The 14,728-nt window shown below is 68.4% G+C and carries 12 protein-coding genes; 5 read left to right on the top strand and 7 right to left on the bottom strand.

Annotated elements, in window-relative coordinates:
- The first annotated feature begins 129 nt into the window (after positions 1 to 129).
- Positions 130 to 1,743, top strand: coding sequence for an MFS transporter (locus ACIRCZ_RS00085; protein WP_055891730.1), 1,614 nt, complete (start codon positions 130 to 132; stop codon positions 1,741 to 1,743).
- Here the strand turns inward: ACIRCZ_RS00085 and ACIRCZ_RS00090 are convergent.
- The gene (locus tag ACIRCZ_RS00090; protein ID WP_402848279.1) at positions 1,736 to 2,575 is read right to left on the bottom strand and encodes a helix-turn-helix transcriptional regulator; all 840 of its coding nucleotides are present in this window, start codon (positions 2,573 to 2,575) and stop codon (positions 1,736 to 1,738) included. The two genes, ACIRCZ_RS00085 and ACIRCZ_RS00090, sit on opposite strands and share 8 nt — an antisense overlap.
- A gap of 100 nt (positions 2,576 to 2,675) precedes the next feature.
- Between ACIRCZ_RS00090 and ACIRCZ_RS00095 the strand changes: the two genes are divergently transcribed.
- Positions 2,676 to 3,458, top strand: a complete 783-nt coding sequence (locus ACIRCZ_RS00095; protein WP_402848282.1) for an SDR family oxidoreductase — start codon at positions 2,676 to 2,678, stop codon at positions 3,456 to 3,458.
- A gap of 30 nt (positions 3,459 to 3,488) precedes the next feature.
- On the opposite strand, the gene ACIRCZ_RS00100 is transcribed toward ACIRCZ_RS00095, so the two are convergent.
- Together ACIRCZ_RS00100 and ACIRCZ_RS00105 are read right to left on the bottom strand one after the other, a co-directional pair.
- Positions 3,489 to 4,007: a DNA glycosylase AlkZ-like family protein gene (locus tag ACIRCZ_RS00100; protein ID WP_402848285.1), complete on the bottom strand. Its 519-nt coding sequence runs from the start codon at positions 4,005 to 4,007 to the stop codon at positions 3,489 to 3,491.
- Positions 4,008 to 4,586: 579 nt separating this feature from the next.
- Positions 4,587 to 5,162, bottom strand: a complete 576-nt coding sequence (locus ACIRCZ_RS00105; protein ID WP_055891745.1) for a hypothetical protein — start codon at positions 5,160 to 5,162, stop codon at positions 4,587 to 4,589.
- A 201-nt stretch (positions 5,163 to 5,363) separates the two neighbouring features.
- Between ACIRCZ_RS00105 and ACIRCZ_RS00110 the strand changes: the two genes are divergently transcribed.
- Positions 5,364 to 7,937 (top strand): ATP-dependent Clp protease ATP-binding subunit, encoded by a 2,574-nt coding sequence (locus tag ACIRCZ_RS00110; RefSeq protein ID WP_402848288.1) that lies wholly within the window; start codon positions 5,364 to 5,366, stop codon positions 7,935 to 7,937.
- Between the two features lie 87 nt (positions 7,938 to 8,024).
- On the opposite strand, the gene ACIRCZ_RS00115 is transcribed toward ACIRCZ_RS00110, so the two are convergent.
- Both ACIRCZ_RS00115 and ACIRCZ_RS00120 read right to left on the bottom strand, forming a co-directional pair.
- Positions 8,025 to 8,513, bottom strand: a complete 489-nt coding sequence (locus tag ACIRCZ_RS00115; RefSeq protein ID WP_402848291.1) for a DUF2510 domain-containing protein — start codon at positions 8,511 to 8,513, stop codon at positions 8,025 to 8,027.
- Positions 8,514 to 8,605: 92 nt separating this feature from the next.
- Positions 8,606 to 9,703, bottom strand: coding sequence for a type I restriction endonuclease (locus ACIRCZ_RS00120; RefSeq protein ID WP_402848293.1), 1,098 nt, complete (start codon positions 9,701 to 9,703; stop codon positions 8,606 to 8,608).
- 245 nt (positions 9,704 to 9,948) lie between these two features.
- On the opposite strand from ACIRCZ_RS00120, the gene ACIRCZ_RS00125 reads away from it, so the two are divergent.
- Positions 9,949 to 12,561: a transglycosylase domain-containing protein gene (locus ACIRCZ_RS00125; RefSeq protein WP_402848296.1), complete on the top strand. Its 2,613-nt coding sequence runs from the start codon at positions 9,949 to 9,951 to the stop codon at positions 12,559 to 12,561.
- A gap of 50 nt (positions 12,562 to 12,611) precedes the next feature.
- Complete coding sequence (locus ACIRCZ_RS00130) at positions 12,612 to 12,839, top strand: hypothetical protein (protein WP_402848299.1); 228 nt, start codon at positions 12,612 to 12,614, stop codon at positions 12,837 to 12,839.
- Here the strand turns inward: ACIRCZ_RS00130 and ACIRCZ_RS00135 are convergent.
- Both ACIRCZ_RS00135 and ACIRCZ_RS00140 read right to left on the bottom strand, forming a co-directional pair.
- Positions 12,836 to 13,966: a DUF1611 domain-containing protein gene (locus tag ACIRCZ_RS00135; protein WP_402848301.1), complete on the bottom strand. Its 1,131-nt coding sequence runs from the start codon at positions 13,964 to 13,966 to the stop codon at positions 12,836 to 12,838. The two genes, ACIRCZ_RS00130 and ACIRCZ_RS00135, sit on opposite strands and share 4 nt — an antisense overlap.
- Before the next feature lie 138 nt (positions 13,967 to 14,104).
- A complete protein-coding gene (locus tag ACIRCZ_RS00140) occupies positions 14,105 to 14,719 on the bottom strand; it encodes an HD domain-containing protein (protein WP_402848304.1) in 615 nt (204 codons plus the stop codon).
- Positions 14,720 to 14,728 lie beyond the last annotated feature (9 nt).

Below are 14,728 nucleotides of genomic sequence, written 5' to 3' on the forward strand. Positions count from 1 at the left end.
CAGTGCGGCGGACCTCGAAGGTTACGCACGCTGGCTGGCAAAGAACTAGGCGAATGTCGTATGCCAGCCGATAGCCGACCATTGCGGCCACGGCCGTGGGGGGAACATACTGACCCCGAGGAGCCGCGCATGAAGAAATGGTCGGTCGTGATCGTGCTGGGCGCTGCCCAGTTCGTGATGGTGCTCGACGGCACAGTGATGAACGTGTCGATCTCGACCGTCGTCGCCGATCTGCACACCACGGTCGCGGCGATGCAGGCAGCGATCACCTTCTACACGCTGACGATGGCGGCGTTCATGCTGCTCGGCGCGAAACTCGGCGACGTCTGGGGGAGGCGCAGGGCGTTCGTCATCGGGGCGTGCGTGTACGCGGTCGGATCGCTGCTGACGGCGCTGAGCCCGAACATCGAGCTCCTGTTCCTCGGCTGGTCGGTGATCGAGGGACTCGGCGCCGTGCTCGTCATCCCCGCCATCGCCGCACTGATCGCCGACAACTACCGCGGCCACGACCGGATCACCGCGTACGCGATCATCGGCGCCGTCTCCGGCGCCGCCGTCGCCGCCGGCCCGCTGATCGGCGGGTACGTCACCACCTATCTCGACTGGCGGTACGTCTTCGTCGCCGAGGTGGTCATCATGGCCGTCGTCGTGATCTTCTCCAGGCTGGTGAGGGACGAGACAGGCAGGACCAAGTCTCGGATCGACATCGCGAGCGTTCTGCTCTCGGCGTTCGGCCTGGTGTTCGTGGTCTACGGGATGCTGCAGAGCAAGACCTGGGGGTGGCTCATCCCCCTGCACTCCCCGGTGGTCGGCGGCGTGCCGATCAATCCGTTCGGCATCTCGCTGACGGCCTGGTTCATCCTCCTCGGCGGGGTGCTCATCGTGCTGTTCGCCCGGAGGCAACGGAAGCTGGTCGACGCCGGGCGCTCGCCGCTGGTGCACATCGAGATGTTCTCCATCCGGCAGCTCCGCAGCGGCCTCAGCGTGCTGGGCGCGCAGTACGCCGTGACGGCCGGGCTGTTCTTCATGGTGCCCGTCTATCTGCAGATGACCCTCGGCCTGGATGCGCTGTCCACCGGGCTCAAGATCTTCCCGCTGTCGGTGTCGCTGATCCTGTTCTCCGTGCTCGGCACGATGCTGTCCAGGTTCTGGTCGCCGCGGCGGATCGTGCGGGTGGGCCAGATCATCCTGGTGCTGAGCTCCATCTTGCTGCTCGGCGCGGTCACGCCCGACCTGCGGAGCTGGCTCTTCGGTATCGGGATGTTCCTGGCGGGCGGCGCGCTCGGGCTGCTGGCGTCGCAGCTCGGAAACGTGAACATGTCGAGCGTCGGGGAGAAGCAGACGAGCGAGGTCGGCGGCCTGCAGGGGGTGTTCCAGAATCTCGGCTCATCGCTCGGGACAGCGCTCATCGGCTCGATCCTGATCGGCGCGCTCGCGACCTCGTTCGCCTCCGGCGTCGCGGCGAGCAGCCTGCCGGACAGCGTGCAGTCGACGATCGCTGAGCGGACGAACGGCGGCGTGGAGATCGTGCCGGCCGACAGTGTGCAGAAGATCGGCGAGGACGCCGGACTGTCCACGAGCGACGCCGACACGCTCGAGTCGATCTACCGGGACTCGCAGCTGTCGTCGCTCCGGGTGGCGCTCTTCGGCCTGATCGCGATCTCGCTCGGCTCGCTCGCGTTCTCCCGCGGCATCCCGACCGAGGTGCTCGGCCGCACCCGCGAGGACGAGACCGTCAGCTGAACGCCTGCGTGCCGAGCACGCCGAGCAGTGCGAGCTTCTCCGCACCCTCGGTGCGGGGAGGGGCGGTGAGGACGAGCAGGCACTGGGACTGGTCCTCGGTGAAGAGCACCTGGCAGTCGAGCTCGATCGGGCCGAGCTCCGGATGCACGAGCGTCTTGTGGTCCTCGAACCTGGTGGCCACCTCGTGCCTCTCCCACAGCTCGGCGAACTCCTGGCTCTCCCGCAGGAGGGTCCGCACCAGCTCGCCCGCCTGCGACGCCGCGCCCATCGCCCCGTACGCGACGCGCAGCGACGCGACCTGCGCGCGGCTCTGCCGCTGCCTGTCGTCCTCCGGGTAGTGGCTGCGCTCGGTCTCCGGATGCACGAACCAGCGGTACGACTCGAACCGCTCGATGCCGGTGTATCCGGAGCGGTCGCCGAGCAGCGCGGCGGACAGCCGGTTCTGCACCAGCGTCTCTCCGAGGTTGGAGAGGATCAGCGCAGGGGTGTCGTCGAGGCGGTCGAGCACACGGAGCAGCGTTGGGGCGACGTGCGACGCTCCACTGAGGCGATCGGGCGGGTTGTGGCCGGCGGCGCGGAACAGGTAGTCGCGCTCGTCCCCGCTCAGGCGGAGGGCTCTGGCGAGCGATGCGAGCATCTGCTCGCTCGGCTGCGGACCTCGCTGCTGCTCCAGTCGCGTGTAGTAGTCGGCCGACATGTTCGCCAGCTGCGCCACCTCCTCGCGCCGCAGCCCAGGCGCCCGACGGCGCGCTCCCGAGGCGAGCCCGACGTCGGAGGGCTGGAGTTCCTCGCGGCGTCTGCGGAGGAAGTCGGCGAGGGAGGAGCGGTCCATGCATCCATCATCCGCTGTCGCGGCCCGCGCAACCAGGGATCGCGGGTCCCCCGATGACCGCTCTCTGCCTGGATGCGCGCGGCCGGCAGACACTCGAAGCATGAACATCACAGGAAACACTGTCTTCATTCCCGGCGCGACCAGTGGCATCGGTCTCGCCATCGCCGTCGCGTTGCAGGCGAAGGGCAACGCCGTCATCGTCGGCGGTCGCCGAACCGAACTGCTGGAGCGCATCGCGGCCGAGCACCCCGGCATCCATACGGTGCGGATCGACACGACGGACGCCGGCAGCATCCGCGCGGCGTCCGCCCAGGTGATCGCCGCGCATCCGGAGCTCAACGTGGTTGTCGCAATGGCCGGCATCATGCGCGTCGAGGACTGGACCACCCCGTCGGGGTTCCTCGAGACGGCGGAGGCGACCGTGACCACCAACCTGCTCGGGCCGATCCGGCTGATTGCCGCGTTCGTCGAGCACCTGCAGACCAGGCATGACGCCGCGATCGTGACGGTCTCGTCCGGGCTTGCCTTCGCGCCGCTCGCCGCGACCCCCAGCTACAACGCGACGAAGGCAGCCATCCACCAGCTGAGCGAGAGCATCCGGCTGCAGCTCGCCGACACCAGCGTGCAGGTCATCGAACTCGTGCCGCCCGCGGTGCGCACCGGACTCCTGCCTGGACAGGAGGAGAGCGAGGTCGCGATGCCGCTCGACGACTTCGTCAGCGAGACGATGACGCTGCTCGAGACCCAGCCGGACGCGCGGGAGATCCTGGTGGAGCGGGTGAAGTTCCTCCGCTACGGGGAGGCGCGCGGTGACTACGACACGGTCGTCGCCGCGCTCAACGCATCCGACCCGCACGGGAAGAAGGCGGCGCAGGTGAGCTAGGACCGTACCTTCCTGCGAGCGTGGCCGGCGTCACGCGCGCTCGACGGCGAGGCCGAGCCAGTCGGCGAGGTCGGCGATCTCCGCGTCGACCGCGCTCCTGGTGGACCGGGTGAACGGCGTGTCCTCGTGCACCGCGGCCACCCGGAGGACTCCCGCCTTCCTGTCCGCCGTCGCGTCGAGCTTGCCGACCAGGGAGTCGCCGTGCAGGATCGGCAGCGCGAAGTAGCCCCAGCGGCGCTTGGCGGCGGGCTTGTACATCTCCAGCAGATACTCGAACTCGAAGACCTCGAGCGTGCGCACCCTGTCGTGGATGAGCCGGTCGAACGGCGAGAGCAGCGCGGTGCGGCCCGTGAACGCGCGGCCGGAGCCGAGCGCATCCAGAGCGGCAGGATCGACCCGCCACAGGCGGGAGCTGCCCTCGATCTCGACCGGCTCTCCCGCATCGCCGACCATCGCGGCGCGCGAGACGCCCTGCGAGCGCAGCCGCGCGGCGTCCCTGATGCCCTTGGCCTCCTCTTCTGGGACGACAGCGATCCCCGACGGGTACACCCGCTCTGCGATGTCCCAGGTGCGCTGCCTGCCGATGCGGCCCGCGGTGGCCGCGGGCGGACAGGAACTCGAGCATCCTGGTCACGTTCTGGTTGTGGGTCCAGCCCGTCGACTCCCACGGAGCGGCGGCGGTGTCAGGGATGTCGCGCGAGAGGAGGGGACCTTCCGCGCTCAGCAGGGCGAGTACATCCAGGCGGAACTGCGCGTTCGCCTCCAGCCAGGCCTGCACGCGGCTGCCGGCCGACGGCCAGCGCGACATGGCGTCGAGGTGCAGCCGGAGAGCAGAGGTCGGCCGCAGCATGGCGATGGGCGGCGTGCTCTCGTCGTCCTGGGCCTTCTGCTCGAACAGGGTGCGGTCGACCTCGACCGCCCGCTGCAGGTGCTCAGGGCGGTACGACGAGCCGATGCGGGTCCACGCGATCAGATCGGCGGCCGGGGCGATGGCGGCAGTGGGATCGAGTTGCAGCAGAGTGAGCTGCTCGACCAGCGGCAGCAGCTTGGTGGGGCGGTCAGCGTCGAGGCGCTGAGCACGGACGGCGATCCTGCGGGCGTCTGCGCGGCTCAGCCGGGGGACAGCCATCAGCCCTGGTGCCCGGCGTCCGACAGCTCGTCCACGATGTGCTGGTAGAGGGCGGCGGAGATCAGGCGGCGTCGCAGTGCCGTGGCAGCCACATCCATCGGGCCCCCACCTCCCTGGCCGGACGAGTTCTGGCCGATCGGGATGCCGTCGAGCGGCACAGGGGGGATCTCGCGCAGCCGGGCGACGAGCTCCGCCTCGTCGAGCCGGCCCTGGCCATACGCCTCGAACAACCGACCGGCGTACGCACCGGCATCCCGGAGGGCGGCGACCCTGGCGCCGACCTCGTTGAGATAGCCGAGCTCTCGCCACTGCAGGATGTTGGCGTGCGCCTTCCTGGCGGCGTTCGCGACGGCCGATTTGGCCTGCGCAGGCGGGGTCGACAGCGGGACCCTGGCCCGGAAGGCGGCGAGGGGGAGGTCGCTGAACCGCACGAGAAAGCGGGCCGCATCGTGCTCGACGGAGACGGTGTCAGGGTCGGCGTGCATAGGCGACTGGAGCGCTGACGCCACCGCGTCGTACAGCGCCCTCGCCTTGGCATTCGCGACGCCATTCCTGGAGCCGACGCGACCTTCCATCCCTCAAGGTTAACGCGACGCGGAGCGGTCGGCGCACGCGCCACGGCTTCGCACCGGCTTCTTGGCGGCTTCTCAGAGAGGTCGCGGCGGCGTCGCCGCGCTGCGATGCCGAGGCGATTTCGGCGGCCACGGGAATATCAAGAACCCCGAAGCGTTGAACTTGAGTGCAGTTCACTCAACTTTCAACACACAGGAGATTTCGTGCCCGAAGACTTCACTCCCGACAGTGACGGCGGCAACTCGTTCGACGAGTTCCTCGCCCGTTACCTCGCGGGTGAGCGTGCGCGTACCGCGCGCTCCATCGACATCAGCCGGTTCCTGAGCCGGCGCACGCAGGAGACCCTCGCCGAGGCCGGCCGGTTCGCGCTCGAACACGGCCACAGCGAGCTGGACGCCCTGCACATCCTCCGCGTCATGGCGACGGAGGAGCCCGCCGCGGACGCCATGCGCCGCATCGGCGCCGACCCGCAGGCGGTCGCCGCCGCGGCTGAGCAGCGGCTCCCGCGCACGGGCGACCCCGTCGACGCGGACGCCGCATCCATCACCCCGTCCGCCCAGCGGGCGCTGTTCCACGCGTACCAGGTGGCCCGCGCATCGGGTTCCACGTACATCGACCCCGAGCACCTGTTCTTCGCCCTCGTGATCGTGCAGGACGCCCCGGCCGGGCAGGTGCTGCAGGCCGCCGGTGTGACACCGGATGCGCTCACCTCGGCCATGCGCCAGACCGCGACGGTCGGTGCGGGCGCCGCAGGACAGGACGCGCAGGACGACGGTGCTGACGCATCCACCACTCCGATGCTCGACAGGTTCGGCACCGACCTCACCCAGCTCGCCCGCGACGGCAAGCTCGACCCGGTGATCGGCCGCCTCGACGAGATCGAGCAGACGGTGGAGATCCTGTCCCGCCGCACCAAGAACAACCCGGTGCTGGTCGGTGAGGCCGGCGTCGGCAAGACCGCCATCGTGGAGGGGCTGGCCAGCGCGATCGTCTCGGGCGACGTGCCGGAGCAGCTCCGCGACAAGCGCGTCGTCGCGCTCGACCTCGCCGGGATGGTGGCGGGAACCCGCTACCGCGGCGACTTCGAGGAGCGCCTGACGAACCTGATGGACGAGATCAGCGCGGGAACGGACGAGCTCATCGTGTTCATCGACGAGCTGCACACCGTCGTCGGCGCAGGCGGCTCCGGTGAGTCCGGCGGCATGGACGCGGGAAACATCCTGAAGCCGCGGCTGGCCAGGGGCGACCTGCACCTGGTCGGTGCGACGACCCTGAAGGAGTACCGCCGCATCGAGAAGGACCCGGCGCTGGAGCGCCGCTTCCAGCCGGTGACGGTCGGCGAGCCCAGCGTCGAGGACGCCGTGCTCATCCTCTCGGGGCTCCGCGGAGCGTACGAGGAGCACCACGGGGTGCAGTACACCGACGACGCGATCCGCGCCGCCGTCGAGCTGTCCGCCCGCTACGTCTCCGACCGCTTCCTGCCGGACAAGGCGATCGACTTGATCGACCAGGCGGGGGCACGCCTCCGCCTACGCCTCGGCAAGCGCGTCGACACGACAGCGCTGATGAGCACGCTCGCGACCCTCGAAGCGGAGAAGAACTCCGCCGTCGCGGCAGAGCACTACGAGGAGGCGTCGCGCCTGCGCGACGAGATCGAGGGCGTCCAGCGCTCACTCGACGAGCTCGGCTCAAGCCCGCGACCGGATGCGGTGGTGGGGGAGCCGGAGATCGCTGCGGTCATCTCTCGGGCGACGGGCATCCCGGTCAGCCGCATCGGAGAAGCAGACCGTGAGCGCCTGGCGAAGCTCGAATCCGAGCTGCACGAGCGCGTGATCGGCCAGGACGACGCGGTCGTCGCGGTCGCCAAGGCTGTGCGCCGCAACCGCACCGGCCTCGGAGACGAGCGCCGCCCCGTCGGAAGCTTCCTCTTCCTCGGCCCGACCGGCGTCGGCAAGACAGAGCTCGCGAAGGCGCTCGCCTCCTCCCTGTTCGGCGACGAGAAGGCGATGCTGCGCTTCGACATGAGCGAGTTCGGCGAACGCCACACGGTCGCCCGCCTGGTCGGCGCCCCTCCCGGATACGTCGGCTACGACGAGGCAGGACAGCTCACAGAGCGCGTGCGCCGCAACCCGTACTCGGTCGTGCTGTTCGACGAGATCGAGAAGGCGCACCCCGACGTGTTCAACCTGCTGCTGCAGGTGCTCGACGACGGACGCCTGACCGACGGTCAGGGACGCACGGTCGACTTCCGCAACACGGTCGTCATCATGACGTCGAACCTCGGTTCGGAGTTCCTCGCATCCCGCAGCGGTGCCCTCGGCTTCGTCCCGGTGGGCGGAGACGCCTCCGCGGCCGGCTTCGCCTCGGAGAAGGACCTGCGCGACAGGGTGATGGGCAAGCTCCGCGAAGCAATGCGGCCCGAGTTCCTGAACCGGATCGATGAGATCGTGCTCTTCAGGAAGCTCGACGCAGAGCAGCTGCGCGACATCGTGCGCCTGCTGCTGACGGCGACCTCCGGCCGCCTCGGCTCCCGTTCCATCTCCTTCGACGCGACGGACGCGGCGGTCGCCTGGATCGCGGACGCCGGCTACGAGCCGGAGTACGGAGCGCGACCGCTGCGCAGGGTGATCCAGCGCGAGATCGACGACAGGATCGCCGAGCTGATGGTCAGCGGAGAGCTGACGGACGGCGGCACGGTGACGGTGGATGCGCAGGGCGACGAGCTCCGCGTGACCGCCGGTGCGCGTGCGGGCGAGTGGATGCGGGCGGCGGCGTAAGCGGCGGCTCTGCCCCCGCGCGACGGGGGTGAGAAGAGGCGGTGATCCCGGACGGGGTCACCGCCTCTTCTGCGTGATGCGGCGCGGTCAGACGAACGCGCGGGAGAACGTCCAGCCGAAGTACGCAAGGGTGGCGACCCCCAGGATCACCCCGATGATGGCCGTGACCTTGCCTGAGTATCGGACGACGGAGGACAGCTCACCGGACTTTGCCCAGCCGATCGAGGAGAACACGATGCCCAGAATGCTCAGGATCGCGAACGGGTTGACGATGAGCCCGAGCAGGGAGAAGACGAGCCCCAGGTAGGCCATCGGGTTGTTACGACGGACCTGACGATCCTTCTCGCCACGAGCGATCGTCATGCGCGGCTCGCGCGTGTATGTGGGCTGCGCTGTCTGCTGCCAAGAGGGCTGCGCTGTCTGGTACTGCTGTCCGAACGCCGGGTTCGGAGGCTGCGGCGCAGGCGCAGGCTCAGGGAACGGACGAACGTGCTCCGTCCATCCGTCGCCCGCCCACCAGCGCACCATCCTGCCGTCCGCCGGATCGGAGTACCAGCCGGGTGCGGGTGTTGTCACGGTTCCCCCTGAGTGTGGATGCCGCCTCACTCTAGGGAACGCGGAGACGCCGGCTCCAGACCCCAGCCCGGGTGACGCGCGTCGGAGTCGAGCTACTTGTCCGCGAAATGCCTGACGGTGTCGCGGATGTGTGCGGCGTGTGCATAGATCTCGTCGAGCGAACCGAGCTCGTGCCTCGTCTCGTTCTTCTCCTCGTCGAACAACCCGATGTACTTCTTCGCCTTGCCGTTGAAGTGGAGACGTGCGATCGGCTTGCGGTTGTTGTCGTCGAGGAGGATCGCGAAGTACGACTTCGAGTCCCGGTGCACGACCCGCTGTGGCTTGACCTCGCTGCACGCGATCGCCTTGACGATCTGATAGCCCTCGAGCTCTTCGAGCGTCGTCTCGATCTCGGTGTCGCGGTCGAGGTCGTCATGAGCGGGCGGTTGGCTCGTGACTGCATCGTCTGGTGCTGGCTCGATGGGCGCGTAGTTCGATCCGCCGAGCGCCGTCTTGAGGCGCTCATTGACCTGATCGTTGAGGAACTGTTTCGTCGCCTTGGCCACGAGGGGTGCGAACTGCTCGCGCACGCGTTGAGTGATCGAACCGTCGTACACGCGGCCGATGAAGAAGCGTGTCCAGTCGTCGTCCGGCTCGCGGAACTGCGATGCCAGCGCGCGCTTGATCTGCCCGATGTACTTGAGCTCTCCGGCTGCATTAATGATCGAGTCGAGGTCGAAGGCGTCCTTGGTCAGCTTGCGCAGCTCCGGGATGAGCGTCTCGTCGACATCGAGGAGGTCGAGGACCAGGAAGGGCTTCGCATCCATCCGGTTGGGAGCGTCGAGGTCAGTGTAGAAGTGATAGGTCTCGCCATTGGTGAGAACCGCGATGCGCGCATTCGTCACCGCGAAGTAGCGGTACAACTGCGATGCGTTCTCGATCTTGAGGCTCTCATTCGACTTCTTGCACTCGATGAGCATCTGCACTTCGCCATCCCGCATGATGGCGTAGTCGATCTTCTCGCCCTTCTTGATCCCGACGTCCGCGGTGAATTCCGGCACGACCTCGAGAGGGTTGAACACGTCGTAGCCGAGCACGTTCGAGATGAACGGCATGATGAATGCGTTCTTGGTGGCCTCTTCGGTCTGGATCGCGTCGCGCTGGTTCCTCACCTTGAGCGCCAGCGCGGCCAGAACTTCAGCGAAATCCATGGTTCCTCCGTCTGTAAAGTCACTCAGAGGCTAGCGAGTCGCCGAATCGAAACGGGCTGTCACGGCCCGAACCACACTCGAACTGGGGACAAAATCGGACGACCGGTTCACACTGCTTGATCGAAAACTGCGATCGCAGGACGCGCAGCCAACCTGAGTGCCGCACATCCCGTGTCTGTGAAGAACGACAGCATTCGGCAGCACGCGTCAGAGGTTTCTTAGTGTTCCGGTGGAACGCTGGACCGATGCCTACCCGACCGCCGCTCCGTGACCGCCCGCGGTTCGCCGCATTCTCGCGACGTTTCGACCCGCTGCGGCGCTACGAGATCCGGCCTGCGCGGTCTCGCGCGGGGCTGATCATGCAGTTCGGGGTCGTCGCGCTCATCGCAGCGGTGCTGACATCGGCGTTCGTCCTTCCCGGTTTCCTGGGAGTCGGCCAAGCGGCCGCCGCCGCGTCGAACGCGTTCGAGGCGCTGCCGTCGAACCTCGAGATCCAGCCGTTCGCGCAGAACACCACCGTCTTCGCCAAGAAGGGCGGCGTGGATGTTCCGATCGCGTCGTTCTACGCGCAGAACAGGCAGGACGTCGGCTGGAACGACGTGGCGCAGACCGTCAAGGACGCCACCGTCGCCGCCGAAGATCCGCGGTTCTATCAGGAGGGCGCCGTCGACCTGCTCGGCACCGTCCGCGGTGCGCTCTCGACCGTGAGCGGCAGCTCCGTGCAGGGCGGCTCGTCGATCACGCAGCAGTACGTGAAGAACGTCGAGGTCGAGCGCTGCGACGCGCTCACCGACGAGAAGAAGCTCAAGGCCTGCTATGCCGACGCCGCCGGTGTCACCCTGCAGCGCAAGGTGCAGGAGATGCGATACGCAGTCGGGCTGGAGAAGAAGTACTCCAAGCAGCAGATCCTGCTCGGCTACCTCAACGTCGTCGGATTCGGCGGCACCGTCTACGGCATCCAGGCCGCGGCGCACTACTACTTCAACACCACGGCAGCGCAGCTCACCCTTCCGCAGGCCGCGACGCTCACCGCCATTCTGAACAACCCGGCCAACCTGCGCATCGACGAGCCGGACAACAAGGACAACGGCGCAGCGAACGGGTACAAGGCCACCAAGGAACGGCGCGACTACGTGCTCGACCGCATGGAGATCAACCACAAGATCACCGCAGCGGAGCGGGATGTGGCCAAGAAGACGCCCATTCAGCCGACCATCACGCCGACGACCTCCGGATGCGCGTCCGCCTCCCAGTACAACGCCGCGTTCTTCTGCGACTACGTGCGGGATGTGGTGCTCAACGACCCGGCGTACGGCGCGACCGCCGACGACCGCTGGGCGACGCTCAACCGCGGCGGCCTCAAGATCTACACCACCCTCAACCTCGACCTGCAGGCGGTGGCGCAGCAGTCGCTGAGCTCGTACATCCCGCCGTCGATGGCGGGGATCGACCTCGGCGCATCCAACGTCTCGATGGAGCTCGGCACGGGCAGGATCGTGACGATGGTCGAGAACAGGGCGTTCAACAACACCGATCAGCCGATCGACGGCACGACGGCGGTGAACTACAACACCGACGAGGCGTACGGAGGGTCCCAGGGCTTCCAGACCGGGTCCACGTTCAAGGCGTTCGACCTCGCCGCGTGGCTCGAAGCGGGCAACAGCCTGTACGACACGATCAACGCGTCGCAGCACGACTTCCCGACGTCCGACTTCACCAACAGCTGCGCCGACATCACCGGGCCGGACTGGCCCGTCACCAACGACGAAGGCTCGGCGAGCAGGCTCTCCGTGATGGCCGCGACGGCCGAATCGGTGAACACCGCGTTCGCCAAGATGGGCACCCAGATCGACCTGTGCTCGATCCTGAACGCCGCGAAGGCGCTGGGCGTGCATCCTGCGTCGTCGAGCAACCCGCTGACCTCTGTTCCGTCGATGATCCTCGGCGTCAACTACCTGTCTCCGCTGACGATGGCCACCGCATACGCAGGCATCGCCAACAACGGCGTGGTCTGCACGCCGGTCGCGATCGACAAGGTGGTGAACGCGGACGGCTCGGCGCACAAGGTCAGCCCGACCACCTGCACGCAGGGCCTCCAGCCGAACATCGCCGCCGGGGTGACGTACGCGCTGCAGGGCGTGATGCGCGGCGGAGGAACGGCCGAGAGCGCCAACCCGTATGACGGGACGCCCATCATGGGCAAGACGGGCACGACGGACGACTCGCTGCAGAACTGGCTCGTCACCTCCACCAGCAAGGTGTCGACGGCCACCTGGGTCGGCAACGTGTCCGGCTCGACGCCGCTGCGCAGCCTCGACTTCGACGGGATCGGCGGCGGCGACGTGAAGTTCTCGATCGCGAAGCCGATCCTCAGCGCCATCGACGGCCTCTACGGCGGCAGCGCGTTCACGAAGCCGACCAACGCCGTGCTCTACGGCGACCAGGTGACCATCCCGGATGTGTCTGGCAAGTCCCCGCAAGAAGCCCAGACCCTCCTGCAGGGGCTCGGGCTGGACGCGACGATCGACAGCACGCCTGTGGACTCGTCGCAGCCGGCCGGCACCGCCGCAGGCACTGACCCTGCGGCGGGGACCTCCGCCAACAAGGGCAGCTCGGTGACGGTGCAGGTCAGCAACGGGCAGTCGGCGAGCATCCCGGGCGGCCTGATCGGCAAGACGGAGAGCGAGGCGAAAGCAGCGCTGACCGCCGCAGGGTTCACGAACGTGACCGTGAAGAAACCGGACTCCGGCGGGAACGGGAACGGGAAGTCGGACGCCGATCTGCGCGTTACCGCCGTCGATCCTGCGGAGGGTTCAGCGGCCTCGAAGAGCCAGACGGTCACCATCACGCTCGGCTGAGCAGGCAGCGCCCTGAGCCGGAACGCCGCCCGGTGACGCACAATGGAAGGATGCAGGCCGGGAGCGGAGGAGCGAGCGCGACATGCCCGTCGTGCGGCGCCGAGGCGAACGCCGTGCGCAACCCGTACTACGGAGCGGGGCTCGCCGTGCACGAGCTGATCGTCGAGTGCCCGCAGTGCGGGGTCGGCTTCCTCGACACCGTGACGGCTGCCCCCGACGCCGCGCCGCGCAGGCGACGCGGCCTCTGGGGGATGCTCAGGACGCTGTTCGGGCGCTAGTGCGTGGCGCCGGGCGTCGCGGCGGCGGCCGCGGAGGCGGGGCTGGTGTGCTCCAGCTCGGGGAACGCCGTCAGCACCATGTCGACCAGCGCGTCCAGCGGGCGGGAGAGCGGGTCCGTCGCGGGAAGGCCGAGCTCGAGCTCGTGGGCGTCGATGGCCGCGGTGACCTCGGCGTCCGTCATGTTCTCGTGGTTGATCGTGACGCCGATGACGCGCGTGGCGGCGAACGACTCGATGAGCCGGATCTCCTGCGCGGCGGACGGCACGGGCATCATCGGGAAGTCGTCGAGCATGACGCGCGCCGGCGCGTGCTGCAGGATGACCGCATCCGGTCGGCTGCCGCGCAGGATGTACGCGCTCGTCAGATAGGCCGGGTGGCTGAGCGCGCCCTGGCCCTCGACGACGATGACGTCCGGCTGCTCGTTCTCGAACGCCGCGACGACCTCGTTCTCGACCTCTCCGGAGAGGAACTGGGGAACGCTCGCATCCAGCGCGACCGCATACCTGGCGCCCTGGATGAGGGCGGTCTGGCCGGTGCCGACCATCACGGCCCTGATGCCGCGAGCGTTCAGCGCCTGCACCAGCAGGGTGCTCGTGGTGCGCTTGCCGACCGCGCCGTCCGTGCCGAGGACGGCGATGCGCGGGCAGGTGACGTCGAAGATCCGGCCGGAGAACAGGTGCATCTCGCTCTTCGGCTTGGGACGGCGGACATCCTCGATGGTGACGCCGGCGAGCAGGGCGGCGGCAGCGAACTCCGGCTCGTCGTCGAGGAACTCGTGCAGGCCGTTGACGAGGTTCATGCCGCGGGACATGCCGTCGAGGAGGGCGGTGCGGTGACCGGCGGAGAGCATCCCGCCTGCCGGAGCCATGCCGACGATCAGGGTGCCCGGCACGAATCCGGCGTGAGCGATCGCCTCGGCGATCGAGCCGAGCACCGGGATGCCGTTGGCCGCGCCGTCGAGCACGAGTCCGGAGTCCTCTCCCGCGTGACGGCTGTCGACCACGCTGAGGATCCGGTAGCGCTCCGAGTGCCGGACGAGTCCGTTCGCGGTCTTGCCGTCCTGCTCGGCGAACAGGCCCTCGCAGTAGACGACGGCGGACGTGGGAGCAGGGAGGGACGCGGGCATGGGGATGCTCCTCTGATAGCACAGAGGAGGCGACGGGTTCGAGGCGGAGCCGCAATCGGCTCGACGTTCACGAGGCGTCTTCCCTGAAAACCGGCTCGGTGCCGGTGTGCGAACCATAGCAGCCCAGGCTGATGGACCTTACGGGCGCGGTCCGCGGGACTCGAGAGGGTTGGCCGCGAGCTTGCGCTCGACGCCGTTGGCGACGATGCGGGCGGCCTGCGTCGTCGGCTTGCGGGCAGCCTGGTCGGTCACGCACGCGCCGAACTCGGCAGCCAGAGTGAGCCGGGGATAGGCGGCGAGCACTTCCTCCTGGAACGCGAGCGGGAGGTCGTCCGCGCGGAAGCCGGAGATGTCGAGTCCTGTGGCGATCTCGAGCAGGTTGCCCTCCACATCCAGCGCGGGGTCGACGGACGGCCAGTTGTGGCGCACGATCACGTCGTGCACGCGCTGCCGCCGCTCGGCGGGCCAGCCAGCGCCCGCGGTGAGCGCTGCGGCGACGTGGCCGCCGGCGTCCTCGTAGCTGAGCGTGACGTTGTCGAACTCCTCGACCAGCCCGAGATCGTGCAGCAGTGCGGCGACGTAGAGGAGTTCGCGGTCGGCGTCGTCCCTGCCGTCCAGCTCGGCGAAGCCGACGGCCCACAGCCACGACCGGATGCAGTGGTTCAGCATGGCGGGCGACTGGCGCTCAGCGGAGAACTCGTATGCGGCGCGGGCGGCCTGGGTGGTCGGCGGGGTGATGTCGGCGAGGTGCATACCGACATC

Source organism: Leifsonia sp. NPDC102414, assembly GCF_044765685.1.
Taxonomy (GTDB): Bacteria; Actinomycetota; Actinomycetes; order Actinomycetales; family Microbacteriaceae; genus Leifsonia.